Origin of the sequence: Azospira sp. APE16, from assembly GCF_047901315.1 — a bacterium.
GTDB lineage: Bacteria > Pseudomonadota > Gammaproteobacteria > Burkholderiales > Rhodocyclaceae > Azospira > Azospira oryzae.
Genome location: NZ_CP179682.1, coordinates 234,007 through 259,522 on the forward strand (window position 1 = coordinate 234,007; position 25,516 = coordinate 259,522).

At 66.6% G+C, this 25,516-nt stretch carries 27 protein-coding genes and 1 riboswitch; of the genes, 17 read left to right on the forward strand and 10 right to left on the reverse strand.

Annotated elements, in window-relative coordinates; all coding sequences use genetic code 11:
* Positions 1-14: 14 nt before the first annotated feature.
* From ACLSSQ_RS01170 to ACLSSQ_RS01180, 3 genes are read right to left on the reverse strand one after another with little or no spacing between them, the layout of a single operon-like run.
* The gene (locus ACLSSQ_RS01170; RefSeq protein WP_416243555.1) at positions 15-536 is read right to left on the reverse strand and encodes a GNAT family N-acetyltransferase; all 522 of its coding nucleotides are present in this window, start codon (positions 534-536) and stop codon (positions 15-17) included.
* A gap of 22 nt (positions 537-558) precedes the next feature.
* Positions 559-1,416 (reverse strand): lipid A biosynthesis acyltransferase, encoded by an 858-nt coding sequence (locus tag ACLSSQ_RS01175; RefSeq protein ID WP_416243556.1) that lies wholly within the window; start codon positions 1,414-1,416, stop codon positions 559-561.
* Entirely contained in the window at positions 1,413-2,303 is an 891-nt protein-coding gene (locus tag ACLSSQ_RS01180; protein ID WP_152090083.1) for a lysophospholipid acyltransferase family protein, read from the reverse strand. The genes ACLSSQ_RS01175 and ACLSSQ_RS01180 overlap by 4 nt, the downstream gene beginning before the upstream one ends.
* 215 nt (positions 2,304-2,518) lie before the next feature.
* Between ACLSSQ_RS01180 and metK the strand changes: the two genes are divergently transcribed.
* The 7 genes from metK (at position 2,519) to ACLSSQ_RS01215 (ending at position 10,063) form a co-directional block, all read left to right on the forward strand.
* Positions 2,519-3,682 (forward strand): methionine adenosyltransferase, encoded by a 1,164-nt coding sequence (gene metK / locus ACLSSQ_RS01185; protein WP_014235756.1) that lies wholly within the window; start codon positions 2,519-2,521, stop codon positions 3,680-3,682.
* A gap of 168 nt (positions 3,683-3,850) precedes the next feature.
* Entirely contained in the window at positions 3,851-5,527 is a 1,677-nt protein-coding gene (locus tag ACLSSQ_RS01190; protein WP_416243557.1) for a fatty acid--CoA ligase, read from the forward strand.
* A 107-nt stretch (positions 5,528-5,634) separates the two neighbouring features.
* Positions 5,635-6,864, forward strand: a complete 1,230-nt coding sequence (locus ACLSSQ_RS01195) for an HD-GYP domain-containing protein (RefSeq protein ID WP_152090081.1) — start codon at positions 5,635-5,637, stop codon at positions 6,862-6,864.
* A gap of 62 nt (positions 6,865-6,926) precedes the next feature.
* A riboswitch (S-adenosyl-L-homocysteine riboswitch) is annotated at positions 6,927-7,016 on the forward strand.
* An 85-nt stretch (positions 7,017-7,101) separates the two neighbouring features.
* The gene (ahcY, locus tag ACLSSQ_RS01200; protein ID WP_130459736.1) at positions 7,102-8,502 is read left to right on the forward strand and encodes an adenosylhomocysteinase; all 1,401 of its coding nucleotides are present in this window, start codon (positions 7,102-7,104) and stop codon (positions 8,500-8,502) included.
* 62 nt (positions 8,503-8,564) lie between these two features.
* Positions 8,565-8,822, forward strand: coding sequence for a S4 domain-containing protein (locus ACLSSQ_RS01205; protein ID WP_014235752.1), 258 nt, complete (start codon positions 8,565-8,567; stop codon positions 8,820-8,822).
* Positions 8,819-9,658, forward strand: a complete 840-nt coding sequence (metF, locus tag ACLSSQ_RS01210) for a methylenetetrahydrofolate reductase [NAD(P)H] (protein WP_416243558.1) — start codon at positions 8,819-8,821, stop codon at positions 9,656-9,658. Before ACLSSQ_RS01205 ends, metF begins: the two co-directional genes overlap by 4 nt.
* A gap of 183 nt (positions 9,659-9,841) precedes the next feature.
* The gene (locus ACLSSQ_RS01215; protein WP_014235750.1) at positions 9,842-10,063 is read left to right on the forward strand and encodes a YdcH family protein; all 222 of its coding nucleotides are present in this window, start codon (positions 9,842-9,844) and stop codon (positions 10,061-10,063) included.
* Between the two features lie 107 nt (positions 10,064-10,170).
* On the opposite strand, the gene ACLSSQ_RS01220 is transcribed toward ACLSSQ_RS01215, so the two are convergent.
* The 5 genes from ACLSSQ_RS01220 to ACLSSQ_RS01240 all read right to left on the reverse strand — a co-directional run bounded on the left by ACLSSQ_RS01220 (position 10,171) and on the right by ACLSSQ_RS01240 (position 14,296).
* Positions 10,171-10,899 carry an amino acid ABC transporter ATP-binding protein gene (locus tag ACLSSQ_RS01220; protein ID WP_014235749.1) on the reverse strand — a complete coding sequence of 243 codons (729 nt, stop codon included), beginning with the start codon at positions 10,897-10,899 and terminating at the stop codon, positions 10,171-10,173.
* On the reverse strand, positions 10,896-11,570 hold the full coding sequence (gltK, locus tag ACLSSQ_RS01225; RefSeq protein WP_014235748.1) for a glutamate/aspartate ABC transporter permease GltK: 675 nt from the start codon (positions 11,568-11,570) through the stop codon (positions 10,896-10,898). Before gltK ends, ACLSSQ_RS01220 begins: the two co-directional genes overlap by 4 nt.
* A gap of 3 nt (positions 11,571-11,573) precedes the next feature.
* Positions 11,574-12,311 (reverse strand): amino acid ABC transporter permease, encoded by a 738-nt coding sequence (locus ACLSSQ_RS01230; protein ID WP_205229646.1) that lies wholly within the window; start codon positions 12,309-12,311, stop codon positions 11,574-11,576.
* Between the two features lie 74 nt (positions 12,312-12,385).
* Positions 12,386-13,285 carry a glutamate/aspartate ABC transporter substrate-binding protein gene (locus tag ACLSSQ_RS01235; protein WP_416243559.1) on the reverse strand — a complete coding sequence of 300 codons (900 nt, stop codon included), beginning with the start codon at positions 13,283-13,285 and terminating at the stop codon, positions 12,386-12,388.
* A 99-nt stretch (positions 13,286-13,384) separates the two neighbouring features.
* The gene (locus ACLSSQ_RS01240; protein ID WP_416243560.1) at positions 13,385-14,296 is read right to left on the reverse strand and encodes a DMT family transporter; all 912 of its coding nucleotides are present in this window, start codon (positions 14,294-14,296) and stop codon (positions 13,385-13,387) included.
* Positions 14,297-14,401: 105 nt separating this feature from the next.
* On the opposite strand from ACLSSQ_RS01240, the gene ACLSSQ_RS01245 reads away from it, so the two are divergent.
* From ACLSSQ_RS01245 to ACLSSQ_RS01290, 10 genes are all read left to right on the forward strand, one after another.
* A complete protein-coding gene (locus ACLSSQ_RS01245) occupies positions 14,402-15,307 on the forward strand; it encodes a LysR family transcriptional regulator (RefSeq protein ID WP_014235744.1) in 906 nt (301 codons plus the stop codon).
* A 54-nt stretch (positions 15,308-15,361) separates the two neighbouring features.
* Positions 15,362-17,410, forward strand: a complete 2,049-nt coding sequence (locus ACLSSQ_RS01250; protein WP_416243561.1) for a thioredoxin domain-containing protein — start codon at positions 15,362-15,364, stop codon at positions 17,408-17,410.
* Between the two features lie 50 nt (positions 17,411-17,460).
* Positions 17,461-17,769, forward strand: a complete 309-nt coding sequence (locus ACLSSQ_RS01255; protein WP_014235742.1) for a c-type cytochrome — start codon at positions 17,461-17,463, stop codon at positions 17,767-17,769.
* Positions 17,770-17,958: 189 nt separating this feature from the next.
* On the forward strand, positions 17,959-19,263 hold the full coding sequence (locus ACLSSQ_RS01260) for a branched-chain amino acid ABC transporter substrate-binding protein (protein ID WP_014235741.1): 1,305 nt from the start codon (positions 17,959-17,961) through the stop codon (positions 19,261-19,263).
* 73 nt (positions 19,264-19,336) lie between these two features.
* Positions 19,337-20,260 carry a branched-chain amino acid ABC transporter permease gene (locus ACLSSQ_RS01265; protein WP_416243562.1) on the forward strand — a complete coding sequence of 308 codons (924 nt, stop codon included), beginning with the start codon at positions 19,337-19,339 and terminating at the stop codon, positions 20,258-20,260.
* Positions 20,257-21,333, forward strand: a complete 1,077-nt coding sequence (locus tag ACLSSQ_RS01270; protein ID WP_416243563.1) for an ABC transporter permease subunit — start codon at positions 20,257-20,259, stop codon at positions 21,331-21,333. The genes ACLSSQ_RS01265 and ACLSSQ_RS01270 overlap by 4 nt, the downstream gene beginning before the upstream one ends.
* Complete coding sequence (locus tag ACLSSQ_RS01275; RefSeq protein ID WP_014235738.1) at positions 21,333-22,136, forward strand: ABC transporter ATP-binding protein; 804 nt, start codon at positions 21,333-21,335, stop codon at positions 22,134-22,136. Before ACLSSQ_RS01270 ends, ACLSSQ_RS01275 begins: the two co-directional genes overlap by 1 nt.
* Positions 22,129-22,845, forward strand: a complete 717-nt coding sequence (locus ACLSSQ_RS01280) for an ABC transporter ATP-binding protein (RefSeq protein ID WP_416243564.1) — start codon at positions 22,129-22,131, stop codon at positions 22,843-22,845. The genes ACLSSQ_RS01275 and ACLSSQ_RS01280 overlap by 8 nt, the downstream gene beginning before the upstream one ends.
* Positions 22,846-22,847: 2 nt before the next feature.
* A complete protein-coding gene (locus ACLSSQ_RS01285) occupies positions 22,848-23,159 on the forward strand; it encodes a metal-sulfur cluster assembly factor (RefSeq protein WP_014235736.1) in 312 nt (103 codons plus the stop codon).
* 2 nt (positions 23,160-23,161) lie between these two features.
* Positions 23,162-24,271: a hypothetical protein gene (locus ACLSSQ_RS01290; protein WP_416243565.1), complete on the forward strand. Its 1,110-nt coding sequence runs from the start codon at positions 23,162-23,164 to the stop codon at positions 24,269-24,271.
* A gap of 12 nt (positions 24,272-24,283) precedes the next feature.
* Here the strand turns inward: ACLSSQ_RS01290 and ACLSSQ_RS01295 are convergent, their stop codons facing one another.
* Positions 24,284-24,769, reverse strand: coding sequence for a nitrous oxide reductase accessory protein NosL (locus ACLSSQ_RS01295; RefSeq protein ID WP_014235734.1), 486 nt, complete (start codon positions 24,767-24,769; stop codon positions 24,284-24,286).
* Between the two features lies 1 nt (position 24,770).
* On the reverse strand, positions 24,771-25,376 hold the full coding sequence (locus tag ACLSSQ_RS01300; protein WP_416243566.1) for a nitrous oxide reductase accessory protein NosL: 606 nt from the start codon (positions 25,374-25,376) through the stop codon (positions 24,771-24,773).
* Positions 25,377-25,516 lie beyond the last annotated feature (140 nt).

Genomic DNA, 25,516 nt, shown 5'->3' on the forward strand with positions numbered 1-25,516 from the left:
TGGCCTGCGTGCTTTCAAGCGAGGGACCGGGCCATTATAAAGTCATCCATGACAAAGCCGTTGCCGATCTCCACGCAGACCGATTCCCGTACTTCGAAGCCGTTCTTGCGGTAGGCGGCGATGGCCTGGGCGTTGTTCTTGTTCACCGCCAGGATCAGGTGCTTGCCGCCCCGGGCCCGGCAGCGTTGGGCCACGTGCTGCAACAGGGCGCTGCCGACGCCCTGGCGCTGGGCCTCGGGATGGACGTAGAGCTTGTCCAGCTTGAATTCGGCCGGGGTAGCGGTGGCCTGGGTGGCGGCGAAGCCGAGGCGGCGGGCGCAGACGAAGGCCTGGTCCCACCAGATGTCGGGGCGGGCCAGCTCTTCCAGCAAGCGGGGCGCGCCATAGCGCTGGCCCAGCATGTAGTCGATCTGGGCCTGGCTGATGATGTCCCGGTAGGCAAGCTGCCAGACCGTGCGGGCCAGTTGGGCGATGGCGCCCACCTCTTCCCGGGCGACGGGGCGGATCAGGGGGATGGACGGTGCGGAGGAGGGCATGGCGGGTCTTTCGCGGTGCTGCTCAGTAGAAACGGGCTTCGCCTGGGGGCCGGGTCTTGAAGCGCTTGTGTACCCAGTAATACTGCTCCGGGATGCGCCGTACCTCCGACTCGATGAAGGCATTGACGCGGCGGGTGTCGGCTGTGACGTCGCCGCTGGGGTAATGTTCCCAGGCCGGCAGCAGGCGCACCCGGTAGCCGCGGGGCGTCATCTCGGCGATGCAGGGCACCACCCGGGCCTTGCCCAGGGCGGCGAGGCGGGCGACGCCGGTGATGGTGGCAGCGGGGATGCCGAAGAAAGGCACGAAGATGGCGTCCCGGGGGCCGAAGTCCATGTCCGGCAGGTAGTAGAAGGGCCGCCCTTCGGCCAGGGCCTTCACCACCTTGCGCATGCCGTCCTGGCGGGAGAGCAGGTTGGGGGTGTTGAAACGCATGCGGCCGGCGTAGAGGGCGGCGTTGAAGTGGGGGTTCTTCTGCTGGGAATAGACCGAAAGCATGGGACGGTCCCGGGTCAGGGCGCTCCAGCCCGCATCCAGGCCGAGGAAATGGGGCGTCAGGACCAGGGTGGGGGCGCCGTCCCGGGGCAGGTTGTCCCAGCCTTCCACCTGGATCAGGCGTTGCAGCCGGGCCGGGGAGGCGTGCCAGAGCAGGGCCCGGTCCAGGAAGGACTGGCCGAAGGCGACGAAATGGCGCCGGGCCAGCCGCCGGCGTTCCCCTGCGCCAAGTTCGGGAAAGCACAGGGCCAGGTTGGTGTGGGTGACCCGCCGCCGTTCGGCGCCGAGCAGGTACAGCAGGTAGCCGAAGGCGGCGCCCAGGGCCCGCAGCAGGGGCAGGGGCAGGAAGTGGCAGAGCCAGAGCAGGGCCAGGGCGAGACGGGTCACCGGCAATCCTCCGCTGCTGTCGGCGCCGGTTCGGCGCCCCGGGGGCGCTTGTAGCGGTTGTAGCCCCACAGGTACTGGCTCGGGCACTGGCGGATCAGAGTTTCCAGTTCCCGGTTGATCTGGGCCGCCCGGGCCACCGTGTCGCCCGTCAGGGGCTGGGTCGGCGCCTGCAGGTGCAGGTGGTAGCCGCGGCCCTGGGGCAGGCGCTCGCCGTAGGCGAAGATCACCCGGCCGCCGGCTTCCGAGAGGCGGGCCGCCAGGGTCATGGTGTAGGCGGGGCGGCCGAAGAAGGGCAGCCATTTGCCTTCGCCGGCACCGGGGGCCTGGTCCGGCAACAGGCCCACCGCCTCCTTGCGCTTCAGTGCCCGGATCAGGGCCCGTACGCCGGAAAGGTCGGCCGGGGCCAGCTTCAGGTGTTCGCCCCGGGCCCGGCCGGCGGCGATGATGCGGCCCAGCCACTCCAGCTTGGGCGGGCGGAAGAGCACGGTGATGGGGGCCGCCGGCCGGGCCCGGGCCGCCTGCCGGGCATAGTACTGGGCGGTGATCTCGAAGCAGCCCAGATGGGGAGTGAGGAAGATGATGCCTTCGTCCTCCGCCCAGGCCGCCTCCACCAGCTCCCAGCCGCTCACCTGCACCACCCTGGCCGCCACTTCCTCCAGGGGGCGCAGCCAGACCTTGGGTAGTTCCAGGACGCCCTTGCCCGCCTCCCGGGCAATGGCCGGGATCAGGTCCGTGGCGGCGTCGGCCGGGTAGGCCAGGGCCAGGTTCTGCTGCAGGTGGGAGCGGTAGGTGGCGGACAGGCGGTACACCAGGCGCCCGAGCAGGGCGCCCAGGGCGTGGAGCCAGGCCAGAGGGAGGCAGGCGAGGAGGCGGAAGAGAAGGCTCAAGGGGTGGGCTCGCGGAACGTATTTTTGATGGCGCTCAAATTGCCGGGAGCGACGGGTTTGACCCGGGGCCGGCGAAAAAATAGAATTATCGGCCGCCGAGTTAATCAGGACAACTTGCAGGGCGGTTCACAAATACTGCTAAAGCGTCGCCTGCTCTCCCCCGGAGCCGGTCGCGCCGGTCAAGTAACACGGGGAATTCTTTAGGAGCAGTACACATGGCTGAATACTTCTTTACCTCGGAATCCGTTTCCGAAGGCCATCCCGACAAGGTCGCCGACCAGATCTCCGATGCCATCCTGGACGCCATCCTGGCCCAGGACAAGCATTCCCGCGTCGCCGCCGAGACCCTTTGCAACACCGGTCTGGTGGTTCTGGCGGGCGAGATTACCACCAATGCCAACGTGGATTACATCCAGGTGGCCCGGGACACCATCAAGCGCATCGGCTACGACAACACCGAATACGGCATCGACTACAAGGGCTGCGCCGTGCTGGTGGCCTACGACAAGCAGAGTCCGGACATCGCCCAGGGCGTGAACAAGGCCTACGACGACAACCTGGGCCAGGGCGCTGGCGACCAGGGCCTGATGTTCGGCTACGCCTGTGACGAAACCCCGTCCCTGATGCCCCTGCCGATTTTCCTCTCCCACCGTCTGGTGGAGCGCCAGGCCCTGCTGCGCAAGGACGGCCGCCTGCCCTGGCTGCGTCCCGATGCCAAGTCCCAGGTCACCATCCGCTACGTGGACGGCAAGCCCGACTCCATCGACACCGTGGTGCTGTCCACCCAGCACGCCCCGGACATGAGCCTGGAAGCCATCCGGGAAGCTACCATCGAGGAAATCATCAAGCCGGTGCTGCCCAAGGAACTGATCAAGGGCGACATCAAATATTTGGTGAACCCCACCGGCCGATTCGTCGTCGGCGGTCCCCAGGGCGACTGCGGCCTCACCGGCCGCAAGATCATCGTGGACACCTACGGCGGTGCCGCGCCCCACGGCGGCGGCGCCTTCTCCGGCAAGGACCCCTCCAAGGTGGACCGTTCCGCCGCCTACGCCGGCCGTTATGTGGCCAAGAACATCGTCGCCGCCGGCCTGGCCAGCAAGTGCCTGGTGCAGGTCTCCTACGCCATCGGCGTGGCCGAGCCCACCTCCATCATGGTGGAAACCTTCGGCACCGGCAAGGTGAGCAACGAGACCCTGACCGCCCTGGTGCGCAAGCACTTCGACCTGCGTCCCAAGGGCATCGTGAACATGCTCGACCTGCTGCGTCCCATCTACGAGAAGACCGCCGCCTACGGCCACTTCGGCCGCGACGAGCCGGAATTCACCTGGGAAGCCACCGACCGCGCCGCCCTGTTGAAGAGCGACGCCGGCCTCTAAGCCCGGCCGCAGTCGTCACAGGCCCGTCCCCTGCCGGGGGCGGGCTTTTTTATTGCCTGCAGATCGGGGGGCGGCGCGGGCCGCGCCTTACGGTGCCTGTCACCCTCCTGTAACATCCCTCTTGAGAACACAGCCGTACCGACATAAATAAAAACGAGGGAGAACGCCATGCCGGTCCAACTCATCGAGACCACTCCGTCCGCCTATTCCTACCCGCTGCTGATCAAGCATCTGCTGCACACCCCCCTGGCCCATGCGCCGGACCAGGAAATCGTCTACCGGGACAGCGTCCGCTACACCTACCGCACCCTGCAGCAGCGCATCGGCCGCCTGGCCAACGCCCTGGCGGCCCTGGGGGTGGAGCCCGGCCATACGGTGGCCATGATGGACTGGGACAGCCACCGCTATCTGGAGTGCTTCTTCGCCGTGCCCATGATGGGCGCCGTGCTGCAGACGGTGAATGTGCGCCTGACGGCGGAGCAGATGCTGTACACCCTGAACCATGCCCGGGCCGACGTGGTGCTGGTGAACAGCGAGTTCCTTCCTTTGCTGCAGGCCATGGCGGAGCGCCTGGAGAGTGTCAAGACCTTCGTCCTGATCCACGGCGACCATGAGAATCCGGAGAAAATGCAGGCCCCGGTCTCCTTCGCCGGGGAGTACGAAGAGCTGCTGGCGGCTGCCGCCACCGATTACGACTTCCCCGACTTCGACGAGAACGCCAAGGCCACCACCTTCTACACCACCGGCACCACGGGCCTGCCCAAGGGGGTCTATTTCAGCCACCGGCAACTGGTGATGCACACCATGGGCGCAGCCACCGGCCTCGGCACCTCGCCGGTACAGGGCCGCCTGCACCGGGACGATGTGTACATGCCCATCACCCCCATGTTCCACGTGCATGCCTGGGGCCTGCCCTACGTGGCCACCATGCTGGGCCTGAAGCAGGTCTACCCGGGACGTTACCAGCCCGAGGTGCTGTTGCGATTGAAGGCCCGGGAGCGGGTCACCTTCTCCCACTGCGTGCCCACCATCCTCCACATGCTGCTCAACCATGCCCTGGCAAGGGAGACGGACCTGTCCGGCTGGAAGGTCATGATCGGCGGCTCCGCCCTGCCCCAGGCCATGGCGGTGGCGGCCCTGGAAAAGGGGATCGACGTCTTCACCGGCTACGGCATGTCGGAGACCTGTCCCATCCTGTCCGTGGCCCACCTGCCCACGGCCAAGCTGCAGGCCCCCCTGGCCGAGCAGGCTGCCCTGCGCGCCCGTACCGGCCTGCCCCTGCCCCTGGTGGACCTGCGCATCGTCGATCCGGAAATGCGGCCCCAGCCCCACGACGGCCAGGCCGTCGGCGAACTGGTGGTGCGCTCCCCCTGGCTGACCCAGGGCTACCTGAAGGATCCGGCGGCGGCCGAAGAGCTGTGGGGTGGGGGCTACCTGCACACCGCCGACATCGGCAACATCGACGCCAACGGCTCCATCCAGATCACCGACCGCATCAAGGACGTGATCAAGACCGGTGGTGAGTGGACCTCCTCCCTGCAGCTGGAAGACATCATCGGCCAGCACCCGGCGGTGCACGAGGTGGCGGTGATCGGGGTCAAGGACGAGAAGTGGGGCGAGAGGCCTCTGGCCCTGGTGGTACTGAAGCCGGAAATGGAAGGCCAGGTCACCGAGCACGCCATCCGCAACCATGCCGCCCACCTGGCGGAAACCCTGGGCGTCTCCCGCTACGGGGTGCTGATGCAGGTTTCCTTCGTCAAGACCTTGGCCCGTACCAGCATCGGCAAAATCAACAAGCGTTTCATGCGGGAAAACCTGGAGGCCGCCAAGGCTGCCCAGCCCTAGTTCCTCCGTCCCCGGCCCTGGGGTGATTCCCAGGGGCGGGGGTAATTTCCGCAATTCGCCTTCCCCTGGGCATAAAATGGAGGTTTTCCGCCTCCTGCCTGTCCCCCATGCTCAAGAAAATCCATGTCGAACAACTGCGTGTCGGCATGTATCTCAAATCCTTCTGTGGCGCCTGGATCGATCATCCGTTCTGGCGCAACTCCTTCGTCCTGAAGGACCCGGAGGACATCCGCGCCATTCGCGCCAGCTGCATCACCGAAGTCTGGATCGATGCCGGCAAGGGGCTGGACGTGGAAGCCGGCGAGGCGGCCATCAGCGAGACCGAGTCCGAGGCCCTGGTGGCCGAGGAACAGGTGCGGGAGGCCCAGGCCACCCGCTCCCTGGAGCGCACCAGCACCGCGGTGGAGATGCAGCGGGCGGCGAAAATCTGCAACAGTGCCAAGAAGGCCGTGGTGTCCATGTTCCAGGAGGCCCGCATGGGCAAGGCCGTGGATGCGGAGCAGGCCCAGGTGCTGGTGGAGGAGATCGCCGATTCCGTGGCCCGCAATCCCGGCGCCCTGATCAGCCTGGCCCGCCTGAAGACGGCCGACGATTACACCTACATGCACTCGGTCGCCGTCTGCGCCCTGATGGTGGCCCTGGCCCGCCAGCTCGGCCTGGACGAGCAGCAGACCCGTCTGGCGGGCCTGTCCGGCCTGCTGCACGACATGGGCAAGGCCTTCATCCCGGCCGAAATCCTCAACAAGCCGGGCAAGCTGACCGACGAAGAATTTGCGGTCATCAAGACCCACCCCGCCGAAGGGCACAAGGTCTTGCTGGAAGGCAAGGGGGTGCCGCCGGAGGCACTGGACGTCTGCCTGCACCACCACGAAAAGATGAACGGCGGCGGCTACCCCAAGGGCCTCAAGGGCGACGAGATCAGCCTGCTGGCCAAGATGGGGGCGGTCTGCGACGTCTATGACGCCATTACCTCCAACCGCCCCTACAAGGCCGGCTGGGACCCGGCCGAATCGATCAAGAAGATGGCCGAGTGGGCCGACGGGCATTTCGATCCCCGGGTCTTCCAGGCCTTCGTCAAGAGCCTGGGCATCTACCCCATCGGCTCCTTCGTCCGCCTCGAATCGGGGCGGCTGGGGGTGGTGGTGGAGCAGAGCGAGAAGTCCCTGCTGGCGCCCCGGGTCAAGGTATTCTTTTCCACCAAGTCCAATGCCCACATTGCGCCGGAGTTGCTGGACCTGTCCCGTCCCGGCGTGCACGACAAGATCGCCGGCCGGGAGGACCCGGCCAAGTGGGGCATTGGCAACGTGGACGAAATCTGGAGCACGGCGGCGGCCTGAGCCCGGTGCGGGAGGGCCGGCCGGGGAATTTCCCCGACCGGTATTTCCGTCTATAATCCGCCACTTCCGAGGAGCGCTGCGAGGCCGGCAAGGTCCCAGGCTCGGATGTCTGCCCCGCCAGGGGAGACCAGTTTCAACGGCGCTCACCTTTACAACCCTGCCGGGCGCAGGGGGCCAGGTGAGCCCTGCTATCGCACTCCCTCCCCTCCCCGGCCACAGTTCTTAAGGAGCACTGCTGTGGCTGAATTCAAAGATTACGTGATCGCCGACCTGGGCCTGTCCGCCTGGGGCCGCAAGGAAATCAAGATTGCCGAGACCGAAATGCCCGGTCTCATGGCCATCCGCGAGGAGTACGCCAAGAGCCAGCCCCTGAAGGGCGCCCGCATCACCGGCTCCCTGCACATGACCATCCAGACCGCGGTGCTGATCGAGACCCTGGTGGCCCTCGGTGCCGAAGTGCGCTGGGCTTCCTGCAACATCTTCTCCACCCAGGATCACGCCGCTGCCGCCATCGCCGCTGCCGGCATCCCCGTCTTCGCCGTCAAGGGCGAGACCCTGACCGAGTACTGGGACTACACCCACCGCATCTTCGAATGGGCCGACGGTGGCTATTCCAACATGATCCTGGACGACGGCGGCGATGCCACCCTGCTGCTGCATCTGGGCGCCAAGGCCGAGAAGGACATTTCCGTCCTGGCCAAGCCCGGTTCCGAAGAAGAGACCATCCTCTTCGCCGCCATCAAGGCCAAGCTGGCCCAGGACCCCACCTGGTACTCCGTGCGTCTGGAAAAGATCAAGGGCGTTACCGAAGAGACCACCACCGGCGTGCACCGCCTGTACCAGATGCACGCCCGCGGCGACCTCAAGTTCCCCGCCATCAACGTGAACGATTCCGTCACCAAGTCCAAGTTCGACAACCTCTACGGTTGCCGCGAATCCCTGGTGGACGGCATCAAGCGCGCCACCGACGTCATGGTGGCCGGCAAGATCGCCGTGGTCTGCGGCTACGGCGACGTGGGCAAGGGGTCCGCCCAGGCCCTGCGCGCCCTCTCCGCCCAGGTCTGGGTCACCGAGATCGACCCGATCTGCGCCCTGCAGGCCGCCATGGAAGGCTACCGCGTCGTCACCATGGAATACGCTGCCGACAAGGCCGACATCTTCGTCACCACCACCGGCAACTTCCACGTCATCACCCATGACCACATGGTGAAGATGAAGAACAACGCCATCGTCTGCAACATCGGCCACTTCGACAACGAAATCGACGTCGCTTCCCTGGAAAAGTACCAGTGGGAAGAGATCAAGCCCCAGGTCGATCACGTCATCTTCCCCGACGGCAAGCGCATCATCCTGCTGGCCAAGGGCCGCCTGGTGAACCTGGGTTGTGCCACCGGCCACCCCAGCTACGTGATGAGCTCCTCCTTCGCCAACCAGACCATCGCCCAGATCGAGCTGTTCACCAAGACTGCCGATTACCCGGTGGGTGTCTACACCCTGCCCAAGCACCTGGACGAGAAGGTGGCCCGCCTGCAGCTGAAGACCCTCAACGTGCAGCTGACCACCCTCACCCAGCAGCAGGCCGACTACATCGGCGTGCCCGTGCAAGGCCCCTACAAGGCCGACCACTACCGCTACTAAGCCGTAGCCGGGCCGTCTTCCCTTGCCGGAGGCGGCCTGCAGACGATGGGTCGGGACCCGCCATGTCCATGAACTCGTTCCACAGCCGCAGTTCCCGTCCGCCACCCAAGGTGCGCCAGGAGGCGGTGCCCCACGTCCGCAAGGGCGTGCGCGCCGATGTGCTGCTGGTGGAACAGGGCCTGGCCGCCTCCCGCGCCCTGGCCCGGGATCTGATCAGTCAGGGCTGGGTCCGGGGACCCGTCGGCCTCATCACCAAAGCTTCCCAGGAATTGCCGCCCGGTACCCGGCTGCAGTTGCTGGAGGAAAGGCAGACGCCATGAACGACAAGACGTTCAGTATCGAATTCTTTCCGCCCCAGACGGCGGAAGGCGTGGAGAAGCTGCGCCTGGTGCGGGACAAGCTGGCGGCCCTGAAGCCGGCCTTCTTCTCCGTCACCTACGGTGCCGGCGGTTCCACCCGGGAGCGTACCTTCTCCACCGTGCGCGAAATCGTCGCCGCCGGCCTGGATGCGGCGCCCCACCTGTCCTGCATTGGCTCCTCCCGGGAGTCCATCCGCGGCATCCTGGCCGAGTTCCAGGCCGAGGGCATCCGTCGCGTGGTGGCCCTGCGCGGCGACCTGCCCTCCGGCATGGCCGACCCGGGCGAATTCCGCTACGCCAACGAACTGGTGGAGTTCATCCGGGCCGAGACCGGCGATCACTTCCATATCGAAGTGGCCGCCTATCCGGAATGGCACCCCCAGGCCCGCAGCGCCGACGACGACCTGCAGGCTTTCGTGCGCAAGGTCAATGCGGGAGCCAATTCCGCCATCACCCAGTACTTCTACAACGCCGACGCCTACTTCCATTTCGTGGATGCGGTGCGGGCCGCCGGGGTGACCATCCCCATCGTCCCGGGGATCATGCCCATTGCCAGCTTTTCCAAGCTGGCCCGCTTCTCCGATGCCTGTGGCGCCGAAATCCCCCGCTGGATGCGCAAGAAGTTCGAAGGCTTCGGCGACGATGCCGATTCCATCAAGGCCTTCGGCCTGGATGTGGTCACCGAGCTGTGCCAGAAGCTGCTGGCCGGCGGCGCCCCGGGGCTGCATTTCTATTCCATGAACCAGTCCGGCCTGACCAGTGAGATCTGGCAGCGTCTGGGGCTCGGCAACCGCTGAGCCGGCCGCTGGCGGCGTACCCCTCGGGGGCGCTGTGCAAAGGTCAGGGACAACCCCCGCGCCGTGGCGGCCGGGGGTTTTTCTTTTGCCGGCGCGGAGACGGCCATGGAGGTTTTGTTCTGGCGGCGAGGCTCGTACAATGGAACTGTCGATTTACATAACAACCCAGTGTGGAGCGTCATCATGTTTCCTGAATACCGCGACCTGATTTCCCAACTCAAGACCAGCGACCGCCACTTCCAGAATCTCTTCCAGAAGCACAACGAGATCGACCAGAAGGTCAAGAACATGGAGTCCCGCATCGAATCCGGCTCCCCGGAGCAAATCGAAGCCCTGAAGAAGGAAAAGCTGGCGCTGAAGGACGAGATTTACGCCGTGCTGAAGAAGGCCAGCGCCACGGTCTGAGCTTCTCTCCGGCCCCGCCGGGGCCATCCGGCAATGAAAACGCCCGCTGTTGCAGCGGGCGTTTTTGTTTGGTGCGGGCGGGCGCGCGGCCTGGCCGTCGCGACAGCCTAGTGCTGCAGGATCTTGGCCAGGAACTGCTGGGCCCGCTCCGAGTGGGGCTTGCCGAAAAAGTCGTCCTTGGCCGCATCCTCGACGATGCGGCCCTGGTCCATGAAGATCACCCGGTGGGCCACCTTGCGGGCAAAACCCATTTCGTGGGTGACGCACATCATGGTCATGCCTTCCTGGGCCAGTTCCACCATCACATCCAGCACCTCGTTGATCATTTCCGGGTCCAGGGCCGAGGTGGGTTCGTCGAAGAGCATGCAGATGGGGTCCATGGCCAGGGCCCGGGCGATAGCCACCCGCTGCTGCTGGCCGCCGGAAAGCTGGCCCGGATGCTTGTGCGCATGGGCCTTGAGGCCCACCCGGTCAAGCAGCTTGAGGCCCTTGTCCGTGGCCTCCTCCCTGCTGCGGCCCAGCACCTTGACCTGGGCGATGGTCAGGTTGTCGGTGATGGTCATGTGGGGAAACAGCTCGAAGTGCTGGAACACCATGCCGACGTGGGAGCGCAGCTTGGAGAGGTTGGTCCTGGGGTCGCCGACGGAAGTGCCATTCACCACAATGTCGCCCTGCTGGAAGGGTTCCAGGCCATTGACGCACTTGATCAGGGTGGACTTGCCCGAACCCGAGGGACCGCAGACCACCACCACCTCGCCCTTCTTCACCTCGGTGGTGCAATCGGTAAGCACCTGGAACTGGCCGTACCACTTGGAAACGTTCTTGATCTCGATCATTTGATGAACCTCGCTTGCAGGTGCTTCACCAGGCGGGAGACGGTGAAGCAGATGACAAAGTAGGCGGCGCCGGCGAAGAGCAGCAGTTCCACCAGTCTGCCGTCCCGGTCGCCGACCTTGTAGGCGGTGCCGAAGAAGTCCGAGAGGCCGATCACGTAAACCAGGGAGGTGTCCTGGAAGAGGATGATGGCCTGGGTCAGGAGCAACGGAATCATGTTGCGGAAGGCCTGGGGTAGCACCACCAGGCGCATGGTCTGGCCCGGCGTCAGGCCCAGGGCCAGACCGGCGGCGACCTGCCCCTTGGGCACGCTCTGGATGCCGGCCCGGATGATTTCCGAATAGTAGGCGGCCTCGAACAGGGCGAAGGCCACCAGGGCGGAGACCAGGCGGATATCGCCGATATCCTGGCCGAAGAGGCCCTTCAGGGCCTGGGGCACGATCAGGTAGAACCACAGGATGACCATCACCAGGGGCACCGAGCGGAACAGGTTCACGTAGCCGGCGGCAAGGAAGGACAGCAGTCTGTTGCTGGACAGCCGGGCCACCGCGAGCAGGGTGCCCCAGCCGATGCCGACGACGATGGCGGTGAGGGTCACTTCCAGGGTCACCAGCAGGCCCTTGCCGAGCAGGGGCAGGGCGCCGGGAATGGAGCTCCAGTCAAATTCGTACATGGCTCACTTGCCTCCGATAAAGCCTGGGACCCGGACTTTTTCTTCCAGGCGGCGCATGAGGAACATCACGGTGACGTTGATGCAGACGTAGAGCAGGGTCACGGCGATGAAGGCTTCGTAGGGCTGGGCCGTGTAGTCCACCAGTTGCTGGGCCTGGCGCGACAGCTCGATGAGGCCGATGGTGGTGGCTACGGCCGAGTTCTTGAAGATGTTGAGGAATTCGGAGGTCAGGGGCGGCACGATGATGCGGAAGGCCATGGGTAGCAGCACGTGGCGATACACCTGGGCCAGGGTGAAGCCCATGGCCAGGCCGGCGTTCTTCTGGCCCCGGGGCAGGGATTCGATGCCGGCACGCACCTGCTCGGCGACGCGGGCGGCAGTGAACAGGCCCAGGCAGAGCATGGCGGCGAGAAACTGCTGCAGCAGCGGGTCGGATTGCTTGTAGGCGTTGCCCAGGGCCGGCGGCAGCAGTTCGGGCAGGACGAAATACCAGGAGAACAGCTGCACCAGGAGGGGCACGTTGCGGAAACACTCGACGTACACCGCGGCGAAGCCGGACAGCCAGCGGTTGGGCACGGTGCGCAGGACGCCGACGACGGACCCCACCACGAGGGCGATGACCCAGGCGGAAAGGGACAGGGCGACGGTCCATTGCAGGCCGGTGAACAGCCAGCCCAGGTAGGTCGTTTCCCCCGAGGGGACGGGGGTAAGGAAGACCGACCAGTTCCAGTTGTAGTTCATGATGGAACCCCGACGGGAAGAGGGAGAAGGAGGCGGAGGGGCATCGCCCTTCCGCCTTGCCGATCAGACCCGGCTTACTCGTAGGCCTTGTCGTTGGGAGTCTTGTAGAGGGCCTTCATGTCGTCGGAGAGCGGCATGTTGAGGTTGAGCCCCTTGGGCGGAATGGGGTTCATGAACCACTTGTTGTAGATCTTCTCCGCCTCGCCGGAGGTCATGGCCTTGGTCAGGGCCGCATCCACCACCTTCTTGAAGCCGGCGTCGTCCTTGCGCAGCATGCAGCCGTAGGCTTCCTTGGACTGGGCGGTGCCGACCACGACCCAGTCGCCCGGACGCTTGGCCTTGGCCATTTCGCCGTAGAGCAGGGCGTCGTCCATCATGAAGGCGACGGCGCGGCCGCTTTCCAGGGTGAGGAAGGACTCGCCGTGGTCCTTGGCCGAGATGATGTTCATCTTCATCTGCTTTTCCTCGTTCATCTTGCGGATGAGGCGTTCGGAAGTGGTGCCGGCGGTGGTTACCACGTTCTTTCCGGCGAGGTCGGGGAAGTCCTTCACGCCGGCGTCCTTCTTGGCCATGAGGCGGGTGCCGATGACGAAGATGCTGGTGGAGAAGCCGACCTGCTTCTGCCGTTCCAGGTTGTTGGTGGTGGAGCCGCACTCCATGTCCACCGTGCCGTTCTGCAACAGGGTGATGCGGTTGGCCGAGGTGACCGGCATCAGCTTGACGTCCAGCTTGGCCAGCTTCAGTTCGGCCTTGATGGCGTCCACCGCCTTCAACATCATCTCGTGGGAATAGCCGATGACCTGCTGCTTGTCGTCATAGTAGGAAAAGGGGATGGAGGATTCCCGATGGCCCAGGGTGATGGAGCCGGTGTCCTTGATCTTCTTCAGGGTGGGGGATTCCTGGGCCAGCACCGGGGCGGCACAGAGGGCGGAACCAATGACGGCAGCGGCTGCCAGGGTCAGGGTCTTGCGCATGGGCATCTCCTTGCAGGGGTGGGTTGGGCCGCAGGGGCACAGCGCCGATTGCAGCACAAGGCGGCCCGTCTGACCAGAGGAGTTTCCCCTAGGCCAGGCCTAGGCGGGCTTGCGCTTGCTGCGGCTGACCAGCAGGACGCCGGCCAGGACCAGGCCGGCGCCGGCCAGCTGGGCGGCGGAAACGGGCTCCTGCAGCAGCCACCAGCTGAAGAAGATGGTGAGGACGGGCCCCAGGGTGCCGATCAGCACCGAACGGGCGGCACCGATGCGGCGGATGGCGGCGGATTGCCAGAGGATGGGCAGCACCGTGGAGAAAAGGGCCATGGCGGCGCCGTAGAGATAGATGGGCAGAGGTTGCACCAGGGCGGAGAGGGGCTGGGTGGCGAAGAAGTGCAGCTGGGTGGCGGTGGTGGACACCAGCATGGCCAGGGCGGCGAAGCGGGCCGAGCCGAGGCGGCGGATGGCCGGTTCGGCCCAGGCGCTGTAGATGGCGTAGGTGAGGGCCGAGCCGAAGACGAAGGCGGCGCCGGTGAGCAGGGTGGCCATGTCGCCGCCCAGTTGCAGGTCGTGGGCGAAGGCCAGGCCGATGCCGGCGTAGGACAGCAGCAGGGCGCCCACCTGGCGCTTCTCCAGGGACTGGCCCATGAACAGCACGCCGATGAGCACGGTCAGGGTCGGATAGGTGAACAGGATCAGCCGTTCCAGACCGGCCGAGATGTACTGCAGGCCGAGGAAGTCGAGCATGCTGGAGGCGTAGTAGCCGAGGACGCCGAGCACCACCAGGGTGCCCCAGTCGCGTCGCGTCAGGGGGGCGGCGTTGCCGGCGGTGAAGCCGATCCAGAGGAAGGCGGGCAGGGAAAAGACCATGCGCAGGGAGAGCAGGGTGACGGCATCCACCGGGGCGGCAGCATAGGCCAGCTTGACGAAGATGGCCTTGAAGGAGAAGCCGAACGCCGCCAGGACGGCCAGGGCGACGCCGATGCGGTCGGAGTTCCAGTGTTTCCAGGGCATGGAGTTCGATTCGGGCAAGACGAAGTGTTTGGATTTTCAGCCCGCGCCAAAGCTGGAACAATTGGTAAACTCCCAAGCAAGCCTTCGTCAAAGCCGAAACCTTCCATGCGCTACGATCTTGTCGACCTGAAACTGTTCCTGGCCGTGGCGGAGGAGCGCAACCTCACCCGGGGGGCCGAGAAGGCCCATCTGGCGCCCTCCTCCGCCAGCCACCGCATCCGTCAGCTGGAGGACGCCCTGGGCACGCCCCTGCTCACCCGCCAGGCCCGGGGCGTGGCCCTGACCCGGGCCGGCGAATCCCTGCTGCGCCACGCCCGGGAAGTGTTTGCCCAGCTGGAGCAGATGCATGCCGACCTGGCGCCCTACGCCCAGGGCATTCGCGGCCACGTCAGCCTGTGGGCCAATACCCACGCCACCCACACCTTTCTGCCCATGGACCTGGCCGGTTTCCTGCGGGACCATCCCCAGGTCAGCGTCACCCTGGAGGAGCACACCAGCCCCCATATCGCCCTGGCCGTGGCCGGCGGCGAAGTGGAAGTGGGGGTGGTGGCGGGCCATGTGGAAAGCTCCGGGGTGGAACTGCTGCCCTACCGCCAGGACCGCCTGGTGCTGGTGGTGCCCGCCGGCCATCCCCTGGAAGCCCGTCGCGACGAGCCTGCCGGGCTGGGTTTCGGTGCCGTGCTGGACTACCCTTTCGTCATGCTCCACGCCGGCAGCGCCATCCACACCTTCACCATGAATGCGGCGGCGGCCCAGGGACGCCACCTCAACGTGCGCATCCAGGTGCGCAGTTTCGGCGCCGTGCTGCGCATGGTGGGAGCTGGCGTCGGCATCGGCCTGGTGCCCCGTTCGGCCCTGGTCTTCGCCGACCGGGAACGGCCGCCCACGGTGCTGGAACTGTCCGAGCCCTGGGCCCGGCGCGACCTGCAGATCTGTGTCCGCAACCGGGCCAGCCTGTCCGGCTTTGCCGTCGCCCTGGTGGATGCCCTGGCGAAAAGCGCCGAGGCCTGAACCCCCCGCCCCGGATGCTGTCCCAGACACAACCTCTCTAGCCGACTGCCCGTCATGCCCAACCGCCTCGCCGCAGAAACCTCCCCCTACCTGCTGCAGCACGCCGACAACCCGGTGGACTGGTATCCCTGGGGCGAGGAGGCGCTGGCCCGGGCCCGCGCGGAGAACCGGCCGATCCTGCTCTCCATCGGCTACTCGGCCTGCCACTGGTGCCATGTCATGGCCCATGAGTGCTTCGCCGATGCAACCGTGGCGGCGGAGATGAACCGCCTCTTCATCAACATCAAGGTAGACCGGGAGGAGCGCCCCGACCTGGACCAGGTCTACCAGACCGCCCACCAGATGCTGGTCGGCCGCCCCGGCGGTTGGCCCCTGACCATGTTCCTGACACCGGACGCCATGCCCTTCTTCGGCGGCACCTATTTCCCGCGGGAACCCCGTCACGGTCTGCCGGCCTTTGTCGAAGTGCTGCACAGCGTGGCCCGGGCCTTTGCCGAGAAGCAAGGCGAGATTGCCGAGCAGGGCCGCACCATGCGCGAGGCCTTCGGCAGCACCCTGCCCCGGGCGGTGCGGGGCGAGCCCCTGTTCAATGCGGACCCCCTGGCCCAGGCCGTGGCGGAGCTGGACACCAACTACGACCGGCGCCGTGGCGGCTTTGGCGGTGCCCCCAAATTTCCCCGGCCTGCCGCCCTGGACTTCCTCCTGCGCCGCCATGCCGCCACCGGCGATCCCCACGCCCGGGACATGGCCCTGACGACCCTGGAACGGATGGCCGAGGGCGGCATCCACGACCACCTGGGCGGCGGCTTCTATCGTTACAGCGTCGATGCCCAGTGGAGCATTCCCCACTTCGAGAAAATGCTCTACGACAACGCCCAGCTGCTTCACCTCTACGCCGAAGCCTGGGCCCTGAGCCGCAAGCAGGTGTTCCGCCAGGCGGCCGATGGCATCGTCGCCTGGCTGCAGCATGAAATGGCGCTGCCCGGCGGGGCCTTCGCCGCCGCCCTGGATGCGGACAGCGAGGACGAGGAAGGCCGCTTCTACCTATGGACCGCCCGGGAGGTCCATGCCCTGCTACCGCCCCAGCAATGGGATGTGGCTTCCATCCACTGGGGCCTGGATGGTCCGCCCAATTTCGAGGATGCCGAATGGCACCTGCGCCAGGTGCAGCCCCTGGAGCAGGTGGCCGAACGCCTGCGCCTGACGCCCGGCGAGGCGCGCCAGCAGCTGGAAGGGGCCCGGCACACCCTGCTGGCAGCCCGCAACGAGCGCATCCGCCCGGGGCGGGACGACAAGGTGCTGACCGGCTGCAACGCCCTGGCCATCAAGGGCCTGGCCCGGGCCGCCCGGGCCTTCGGCCGGCCCGAATGGCTGGGCCTGGCCTGCCGGGCGGCCGATTTCCTGCAGCGGGAGCTCTGGCGGGACGGGCGGCTGCTGGCCGCCTGGAAGGATGGCCGGGCCCGGCTGCCGGCCTATCTGGACGACCATGCCTTCCTCCTGGAGGCCATGCTGGAGTTGCTCCAGGCCGGCTGGCGCGATGCCGACTACCGCTGCGCCGTGGCCCTGGCCGACGCCCTGCTGCAGCACTTCGAGGATCGGGAGGAAGGCGGCTTCTTCTTCACCGCCCACGACCATGAGGCCCTGATTCACCGCACCAAGCCGGTGGAGGACCATGCCACGCCGTCGGGCAACGGCGTTGCTGCTTTTGCCCTGGGGCGCCTGGCCCTGCTTAGCGGCGAGCCCCGCTATGCCGCCGCCGCCCGCCGCGCCCTGGCCCTGTTCCTGCCCGACCTGCGCCAGCATCCCGGCGCCCACCCGGGCCTGCTCAATGTCCTCGGCGACGAGCTGAGCCCCCCGGCCCTGGCCGTGCTGCAGGGACCGGCCGCGGAACTGGCCCGCTGGCAGGACGAAATCGGCCGCCTGCCGGCGCCCTGGCTGCTCGCCGTGGCCCCTACGGGCGGGGACGAACGGCCGCCCCCCTTGCGCAAACCGGAGACGGAACGTGTCAACGCCTGGGTCTGTGCCGGCGTTACTTGCTTGCCACCCATCGACGGCCTGGAAGCCCTGCTTGGCATGTTGGCCAAACCGTTGAAAGTGCATTAACATCCCCGCGCTACACAGCATATTCACCATTCTCACTACGGAGCGAGAGCATGAAAGCGATTTACGTGTCCCTGCTGGCCGCCGCTGGCCTCCTGATCAACGGCGCTGCCCAGGCTGACGAAGCCCTGGCCAAGGCCAAGAACTGCATGACCTGTCACCAGATCGCCACCAAGGTGGTGGGCCCCGCCTACAAGGACGTGGCCAAGAAGTACGCCGGCGACAAGGCTGCCGAAGGCAAGCTGGCCGAGAAGATCCAGAAGGGCGGCAGCGGCGCCTGGGGCACCGTGCCCATGCCCCCCAACAACGTGACCCCGGACGAAGCCAAGAAGCTGGCTCACTGGGTCCTGAGCCTGAAGTGAGCCGTTAAGGTCTCGCTGACGAAAAGCCAACCTCCGGGTTGGCTTTTTTATTGTCTGCAATCCGTCCGGAGGCCCGCGCCGACCTTGTATCCTGCATATTGACAAGGGCGGGGGGCGCCCTGAGAATCATTCGCTGTATCTTGTTCCCCAACACCGTCATCCGTTATAAGCCCGAGAGGAGTTTCCGTTATGCGCATGAACAGCATTCCCGGCACCATCCTGGCCCTGGCCGCCGCCATTTCCCTGATCGGTTGCGGCAACAAGGAAGAACCCGCACCCCAGGCCGCCCCGGCTGCAGCTCCTGCCGCCAAGCCCGAGATCACCGTCAAGATCGGCCATGCCTCTCCCCTCACCGGCCCCCAGGCCCACATCGGCAAGGACAACGAATACGGCGCCACCCTGGCCATCGAGGAACTGAACGCCAAGGGCCTGGAGATCGGCGGTGCCAAGGTCAAGTTCGAACTCATTTCCGACGACGACCAGGCCGACCCCAAGCAGGGCACCACCGTGGCCCAGAAGTTCGTCGACGCCAAGGTTAACGGCGTCATCGGCCACCTCAACTCCGGCACCACCATCCCGGCCTCCAAGATTTATTTCGATGCCGGCATTCCCCAGATTTCCGGCTCCGCCACCAACCCCACCTACACCAAGCAGGGCTTTGCCACCGCCTTCCGCGTCATGGCCAACGACGAGCAGCAGGGCAAGGCCCTGGCCCAGTTCGCCGCCAAGACCCTGGCGGCCAAGAGCGTTGCCATCATCGACGACCGTACCGCTTACGGCCAGGGCCTGGCCGACGAGTTCAAGAAGGCCGCCGAAGCTGCCGGCCTCAAGGTGGTGGCCAGCGAGTACACCAATGACAAGGCCACCGACTTCAAGGCCATCCTGACCAAGATCAAGTCGAAGAAGCCGGACCTGATCTTCTACGGCGGCATGGATCCCCAGGGCGGCCCCATGGCCAAGCAGATGAAGGAGCTGGGGCTGAAGGCCAAGTTCCTCACCGGCGACGGCGGCTGCACGCCCAACTTCATCACCCTGGCCGGCGCCGCCGCCGAAGGCCAGTACTGCTCCCTGCCCGGCGTGCCCCTGGACAAGATGCCCGGCGGCACCGTCTTCAAGGACAAGTTCGTCGGCAAGTTCAAGACCGAAATCCAGCTCTACGCGCCCTATGTCTACGACGCCACCATGGTCCTGGTGGATGCCATGAAGCGGGCCAATTCCGTGGAGCCGGCCAAGTACCTGCCGGAGATCGGCAAGACCAGCTTCCAGGGCGTCACCGCCAAGATCGGCTTCGACGAGTTCGGCGACCTGAAGGACGGCGCCATTTCCTTCTACGAGTACAAGGGCGGCAAGATCGAGTACGTGGAAACCCTGGGCGGCACTCCCGAGGCGGCGCCGGCAGCGGCTCCTGCCGAAGCGCCGGCAGCGGCTGCACCGGCCGCCGCGGCTCCCGCTTCCGCTTCCGCTCCTGCCGCTGCGGCTGGCGAGAAGAAGTAAGCCCGCTCCTAGCCAACCTCCCCATTGCAAACGGCGCCCTATGGCGCCGTTTGCATGTCCGCACAGGAATTCCATGGACATTTTTCTGCAACAAATCATCAACGGCCTGGTGCTCGGCAGCATCTATGCCCTGGTGGCCCTCGGCTACACCATGGTGTACGGCATCCTGGGCCTCATCAACTTCGCCCATGGCGAAGTGGTCATGATCGGTGCCCTCACCGCCCTTACCGTGGTCAAGCTGCTGGCCGGCTCCGGCCTGCCGGGCCCGGTCATCGCCCTGATCGGCCTCATGGCCGCTGCCCCGGTGTGCATGGCCATCGGCTACGGCATCGAGAAGATCGCCTACCGGCCCCTGCGCAAGGCGCCCCGGCTGGCCCCCCTGATCACCGCCATCGGCGTCTCCATCGTGCTGCAGAACCTGGCCATGATGGTCTGGGGCCGCAGCTACCATTCCTTCCCCGCCGTGCTGCCGGCCGAGGCCCACGAAGTGCTGGGCGCCACCTTCACCGACCTGCAGGTGATCATCGTCCTGGTGGCCGCCGGCATGATGGCCGGCCTGCTGCTGCTCATCAACCGCACCCGCTTGGGCCGCGCCATGCGCGCCACTGCCGAGAACCCGGCCATCGCCCAGCTGATGGGGGTGAATGTGAACCACATCATCTCCCTCACCTTCGTCATCGGTTCCGGCCTGGCCGCCGTGGCCGGGCTCATGGTCAGCGCCAACTACTCCATTGCCCACTACTACATGGGCTTCATCCTTGGTCTCAAGGCCTTCACCGCCGCGGTGCTGGGCGGCATCGGCAACCTGGCCGGGGCCATGATCGGCGGCATCCTCCTGGGCCTCATCGAATCCCTGGGGGCCGGCTACATCGGCGACATCACCGGCGGCTTCCTCGGTTCCCATTACCAGGACGTGTTCGCCTTCTTCGTCCTGATCCTGGTGCTGGTCTTCCGTCCCTCCGGCCTGGTGGGCGAGAAAGTGGCGGAACGGGCATGAGCTGGATCGACCTCAAGCACGACCGCCGCGTCCTCTGGGCCGGCTACGCCGCCATCGGCATCGTCCTGGCGGTGCTGCCCTTCCTCGTCGGCGCCGGCCTGGGCAACGCCTGGCTGCGCATCCTCAACTTCGCCATGCTCTACATCATGCTGGCCCTGGGGTTGAACATCGTGGTGGGCTTTGCCGGCCTGCTGGACCTGGGCTACATCGCCTTCTATGCCGTCGGCGCCTATCTCTACGCCCTCCTGGCCAGCCCCCACTTCGGACTGCACTGGCCGGTGTGGGCCATCCTGCCCCTGGGGGCCGTGGTGGCGGGCGGTGCCGGGGCCCTGCTGGGGGCGCCGACCCTGCGTCTGCGGGGCGACTACCTGGCCATCGTCACCCTGGGTTTCGGCGAGATCATCCGCATTTTCATGAACAACCTGAATGCACCGGTGAACATCACCAACGGGCCCCAGGGAATTTCCAGCATCGACCCCTTCCACGTCGGCGGCATCACCCTGGCCAAGCCCCTCTCGGTGCTGGGTATCACGGTGCCTTCCCTGCACGCCTACTACTACCTGTTCCTGGGGCTGGCCCTGGTCATCATTTTCGTCACCATCCGCCTGGAGGATTCCCGCATCGGCCGCGCCTGGGTCGCCATCCGGGAAGACGAGATCGCCGCCAAGGCCTGCGGTATCAACGTGCGCAACATCAAGCTGCTGGCCTTCTCCATGGGCGCCACCTTCGGCGGCGTCGCCGGCGGCCTCTTCGCCAGCTTCCAGGGCTTCGTCAGCCCCGAGTCCTTCGGTCTCATGGAATCCATCATGGTGCTGTGCATGGTGGTGCTGGGGGGCATGGGCCACATTCCCGGCGTCATCCTCGGCGGCATCCTCCTCACCATCCTGCCCGAAGCCTTCCGCCATGCCGCCGTGCCCCTGCAGAAGTACGCCTTCGGCAAGGTGGTGGTGGACCCGGAAAGCCTGCGTATGCTGCTCTTCGGCCTGGCCCTGATCGCCGTCATGCTCTACCGCCCCGCCGGCCTGTGGCCCTCGGCCACGCGCAAGCGGGAACTGCAGGGAGGGAGCAAGTGATGAGCGAGCGTCCCATCCTTCTCGAGGCCAGCGATGTGGCCAAGCACTTCGGCGGGGTCAAGGCCCTGCGCGGCGTCTCCCTGACCATCCGGGAAGGGGAGATCTACGGCCTGATCGGCCCCAACGGCGCCGGCAAGACCACCTTCTTCAACTGCCTCACCGGCCTCTATGTGCCCAACGGCGGGCGCATCGTCTTCGCCGGAGCGGAGCTGGACACCTCGGCCCCCCACAAGGTGGCGGCCCGGGGCATTGCCCGCACCTTCCAGAACATCCGGCTCTTCGCCCACATGACGGCCCTGGAGAATGTCATGGTGGGCCGCCACCAGCGCACCCGGGCCGGCGTCTTCGGCGCCATCTTCCGCACCCCGGGCACCCGGGCGGAGGAGGCGGCCATCCAGCGCCGGGCCGAGGAGCTGCTGCACTACGTGGGCATCGCCGACCGGGCCCACGACCTGGCCAAGCATCTCTCCTACGGCGACCAGCGCCGCCTGGAAATCGCCCGGGCCCTGGCCACCGAGCCCAAGCTGCTGGCCCTGGACGAACCCGCTGCCGGCATGAACGCCTCGGAAACCGGCGAACTGCGCACCCTCATCGAAGGCATCCGCAAGGACGGCATCACCGTGCTGCTGATCGAGCACGACGTGAAGCTGGTGATGGGCCTGTGCGACCGGGTGGCCGTGCTCGATTACGGCGAAAAGATTTGTGAGGACGTGCCCGCCGTGGTGCAGAAGGATCCCCGCGTGATTACCGCTTATCTGGGCGCCGAAGCCCAACCCGCCGGCAGCGAGGTGGCCCATGGCTGAACCCCTGCTCATCGTCGAAGGCCTGCGCATCGCCTACGGCGGCATCCAGGCCGTCAAGGGCATCACCTTCCATGTGGACCCGGGCGAAACCGTGGCCCTCATCGGCGCCAACGGCGCCGGCAAGACCTCCACCCTGAAAGCCCTGGCCCGGCAGCTCGATGCCGCCGGCGGCAGCGTGCGTTACCAGGGGCGCGAAATTTCGGCCCTGGCGCCCCACGAGCTGGTGGGCCAGGGCATCGCCCTGGTGCCCGAAGGACGGGGCGTCTTCGCCCGCCTGACGGTGACCGAGAACCTGGAAATGGGCGCCTACTGTCGCCACGACAAGACCGAGATCGCCGACGACCTGGAACGTATCTTCGCCCTCCTGCCCCGCCTCAAGGAGCGCCACGGCCAGCTGGCCGGCACCCTCTCCGGCGGCGAGCAGCAGATGTTGGCCATGGGCCGGGCCCTGATGAGCCGTCCCAAACTGTTGCTGCTGGACGAACCTTCCATGGGTTTAGCACCGATCATGGTGCAGAAGGTTTTCGAGGTGGTACAAGAAGTGGCCAGCCAGGGCATGACCATCCTGCTGGTGGAACAGAATGCCCGCCTGGCCCTGCAGGTGAGCCGCCGCGGCTACGTCATGGAGTCCGGCGACATCACCCTCACCGACGCGGCCGGCACCCTGCTCGACAACCCCCGCGTCAAAGCCGCCTACCTAGGAGAATGACCATGTCCCTGCCGACTGAAGAAGCCCTGCGCACCGTCCTGCGCCAGGTGGTGGATCCGGAGGTCGGGGTGAACATCGTGGACCTGGGCCTGGTGTACGGCATCGACATCGGCGACAACGGCGTCGTGGTGCGCCTGACCATGACCAGCCCGGCCTGCCCCATGGGCGACCTGGTCATGGACGAAGCCCGGGCGGCCCTGGAGCCCCTGGTGCCGGAACCCTACGACCTGGACCTGCAACTGGTGTGGGAGCCGCCCTGGTCGCCAGCCCTGATGAGCCCCAAGGCCAAGGACACCCTGGGCTGGGGCGAGTAGCCATGAATGCCCCCCACCGGGGCGGCCTGCGTCCCCTGCAACGCCTGCCCCTGCTGCTGCTGGCCATGGCCGCCCTCCTGGTCGGCGTCGGCGGCGGCCTGTGGCGCCTCGGCTGGGCCTTTCCCCTGCCCGCCTCCCTGGCGGCCCAGGGCGCCGCCTTCCACGGCCCCCTCATGGTCAGCGCCTTCTTCGGCACCGTCATCGCCCTGGAACGGGCGGTGGCCCTGGCCACCGGCTGGGCCTATCTGGGGCCGGCTCTGGCCGGCGCTGCCGGCCTGACCCTGCTGCTCGGCGCACCGCCGGTGGTGGCAGGCGGCCTGGCCTGCGGCGCGGCCGCCATCCTGCTGCTGGCCTCCCTGCGGGTGTGGCGGCAGCAGCCCGCCCTGCACAACCTGACCCTGGCCCTGGGCACCGCCTCCTGGCTGCTGGGCAACGGTCTGTGGCTGGCCGGCTTCCCGGTGCCCCGGGTGGTGATCGCCTGGGTCGCCTTCCTGGCCCTGACCATTGCCGGCGAGCGCCTGGAGCTTTCCCGCTTCCTGCCGCCATCGCCCCTGGCGCAGCGCTTCTTCGCCCTGTTCATGGCCCTGGTGCTGCTGGGGGCGCTGCTGACGCCCCTGCTGCCGGACGCAGGCACGGCCCTGGCCGGACTCGGCCTGCTGGCCCTGGCCCTGTGGCTGTTGAAACAGGACATCGCCCGGCGCACGGTGAAGCAGCAGGGCCTGACCCGTTTCATCGCGGTGTGCCTGTTGTTGGGATATTTCTGGCTGGCCCTGGGCGGCGGCCTGCTGCTCGGCGGCGGCGCCCTCAGCGGCAGCGGGCCCCTCTACGACGCAGCCCTGCATGCCCTGCTGGTGGGCTTTGTCTTTTCCATGGTGTTCGGCCACGCGCCGATCATCTTCCCCGCCGTGGCCCGGGTGCAGATTCCCTACCACCCGGTGTTCTACGGGCCCCTGCTGGTGCTGCACGGCAGTCTGGCCCTGCGCCTGCTGGGCGACCTGCTGCCCGAATCGGGGCTACGGCCCTGGGGTGGCGCCGGCAACGGCCTGGCCCTGCTGCTGTTCGTGCTGACGATGGTGGGCAGCGTGATCAGGGGACGGCGCGCCGCCCCCTGAGTCCAGCCGGCTTCAGTCGGCGTCCAGCTGGCGGATCAGGGCCGGGGTCACCTGGCCGAAATCCACGATGCGCTTGCCCTTGTGGTCCTTGAGGAATTCTTCCGCATCCAGCCGGTCGGCCTGGGGCACCAGTTCGTGACCCATGGGACCGAGCACGTCGGAGCCGAGGACGAACAGGGCCTTGCGTGCATCAACGCGGCGCAGGTTGTAGAAGTCGGTCACCAGGATGGCCTCGATGTCGCCGGGGCGGTGGCCCGGGGCGTATTTGGGCAGGTCCTGGAGGAACTTGAACATGTCCTTGGCGCCGTCGAAGAAATGCACATGGCCGTCCTTCCACTGCACCACGGCGACCCAGTTGGGATACTTGGAAACCAGCATGCCGCAGACCGGGCAGGTGTCCCGGGGACCGGGCTTGGCGGGCGGCGCGGCGGCTGCCGCTGCTGCCTGGATACCCATCCAGGCGCAGAGCAGCCAGGCCGCCAGGAGGCGGCGTCCCATCTCAGCCCTTGGCCTGAGCGGCCTTGCGCCGGCGCTCTTCCCGGTTCCTGCGGATCATGGTCACGTCGCCGGCCATGTCCAGATAGGCTTCGCGCAGGGCATCGTTGAAGTTGCCCAGGCTGCCGCCGTACTTGGCCTGGAATTCCTTGGCGACGCTGGGGCTGGCGAAGGAATGCTTGCTGCGCTTGGTCATGGCGTGCTTGAGGTCGGCGCCGATGAGATAGACCAGGTTGTCCACCGGCACCAGGGGCCGGGGTTCGGCGGTGGAGCCGTAGTCGGGGCCCCAGATCTGCTTCGGTTCCCGGTCGATGTTGAGGCCCAGGCTGAGGCTCAGACAGTGGATGGAGCAGACGCCGTCGGCCAGGTCGTCGCTGTACTGCACCAGCATGCGGGCCTTGTGGTGTTCCTTGCGGTCCATGCCGCAGTAGGGACACTTGGGATACTTCTCGAATTCCTTGTCCAGCGGATTGGCATCGGCCCCGGTCTTGGGAATGAACTGCTGGGGCGTGCGGTCCGTGTCGCAGGCGGCAGCCTGGCTGGTGCCGGTGGTGGCGGCGAACCCGGCGCCGGCGGCCAGGGATAGCTTCAATAGTTGGCGACGATCCATTTCTTATCTCCCTTGCTGAAAAACAGACCCCGAATATAAGCGTTGGCGAAAGTGCCGGAGTGCGGCAAATTGCCGCGCCCTGCCTGGCTCTGCGGGCGGCAGTGCGACCCTATGTCGCATTTCTACGGGGCGGGGCGTGC

Excerpts from the sequence above, each read along its gene's own strand:
- ACLSSQ_RS01170 (WP_416243555.1), bottom strand. The coding sequence starts at position 536 with ATGCCCTCCTCCGCACCGTCCATCCCCCTGATCCGCCCCGTCGCCCGG.
- metK (WP_014235756.1), top strand. The coding sequence starts at position 2,519 with ATGGCTGAATACTTCTTTACCTCGGAATCCGTTTCCGAAGGCCATCCC.
- ACLSSQ_RS01190 (WP_416243557.1), top strand. The coding sequence starts at position 3,851 with ATGCCGGTCCAACTCATCGAGACCACTCCGTCCGCCTATTCCTACCCG.
- ACLSSQ_RS01195 (WP_152090081.1), top strand. The coding sequence starts at position 5,635 with ATGCTCAAGAAAATCCATGTCGAACAACTGCGTGTCGGCATGTATCTC.
- ACLSSQ_RS01205 (WP_014235752.1), top strand. The coding sequence starts at position 8,565 with ATGTCCATGAACTCGTTCCACAGCCGCAGTTCCCGTCCGCCACCCAAG.
- metF (WP_416243558.1), top strand. The coding sequence starts at position 8,819 with ATGAACGACAAGACGTTCAGTATCGAATTCTTTCCGCCCCAGACGGCG.
- ACLSSQ_RS01215 (WP_014235750.1), top strand. The coding sequence starts at position 9,842 with ATGTTTCCTGAATACCGCGACCTGATTTCCCAACTCAAGACCAGCGAC.
- ACLSSQ_RS01220 (WP_014235749.1), bottom strand. The coding sequence starts at position 10,899 with ATGATCGAGATCAAGAACGTTTCCAAGTGGTACGGCCAGTTCCAGGTG.
- gltK (WP_014235748.1), bottom strand. The coding sequence starts at position 11,570 with ATGTACGAATTTGACTGGAGCTCCATTCCCGGCGCCCTGCCCCTGCTC.
- ACLSSQ_RS01230 (WP_205229646.1), bottom strand. The coding sequence starts at position 12,311 with ATGAACTACAACTGGAACTGGTCGGTCTTCCTTACCCCCGTCCCCTCG.
- ACLSSQ_RS01235 (WP_416243559.1), bottom strand. The coding sequence starts at position 13,285 with ATGCGCAAGACCCTGACCCTGGCAGCCGCTGCCGTCATTGGTTCCGCC.
- ACLSSQ_RS01240 (WP_416243560.1), bottom strand. The coding sequence starts at position 14,296 with ATGCCCTGGAAACACTGGAACTCCGACCGCATCGGCGTCGCCCTGGCC.
- ACLSSQ_RS01245 (WP_014235744.1), top strand. The coding sequence starts at position 14,402 with ATGCGCTACGATCTTGTCGACCTGAAACTGTTCCTGGCCGTGGCGGAG.
- ACLSSQ_RS01250 (WP_416243561.1), top strand. The coding sequence starts at position 15,362 with ATGCCCAACCGCCTCGCCGCAGAAACCTCCCCCTACCTGCTGCAGCAC.
- ACLSSQ_RS01255 (WP_014235742.1), top strand. The coding sequence starts at position 17,461 with ATGAAAGCGATTTACGTGTCCCTGCTGGCCGCCGCTGGCCTCCTGATC.
- ACLSSQ_RS01260 (WP_014235741.1), top strand. The coding sequence starts at position 17,959 with ATGCGCATGAACAGCATTCCCGGCACCATCCTGGCCCTGGCCGCCGCC.
- ACLSSQ_RS01265 (WP_416243562.1), top strand. The coding sequence starts at position 19,337 with ATGGACATTTTTCTGCAACAAATCATCAACGGCCTGGTGCTCGGCAGC.
- ACLSSQ_RS01270 (WP_416243563.1), top strand. The coding sequence starts at position 20,257 with ATGAGCTGGATCGACCTCAAGCACGACCGCCGCGTCCTCTGGGCCGGC.
- ACLSSQ_RS01275 (WP_014235738.1), top strand. The coding sequence starts at position 21,333 with ATGAGCGAGCGTCCCATCCTTCTCGAGGCCAGCGATGTGGCCAAGCAC.
- ACLSSQ_RS01280 (WP_416243564.1), top strand. The coding sequence starts at position 22,129 with ATGGCTGAACCCCTGCTCATCGTCGAAGGCCTGCGCATCGCCTACGGC.
- ACLSSQ_RS01285 (WP_014235736.1), top strand. The coding sequence starts at position 22,848 with ATGTCCCTGCCGACTGAAGAAGCCCTGCGCACCGTCCTGCGCCAGGTG.
- ACLSSQ_RS01290 (WP_416243565.1), top strand. The coding sequence starts at position 23,162 with ATGAATGCCCCCCACCGGGGCGGCCTGCGTCCCCTGCAACGCCTGCCC.
- ACLSSQ_RS01295 (WP_014235734.1), bottom strand. The coding sequence starts at position 24,769 with ATGGGACGCCGCCTCCTGGCGGCCTGGCTGCTCTGCGCCTGGATGGGT.
- ACLSSQ_RS01300 (WP_416243566.1), bottom strand. The coding sequence starts at position 25,376 with ATGGATCGTCGCCAACTATTGAAGCTATCCCTGGCCGCCGGCGCCGGG.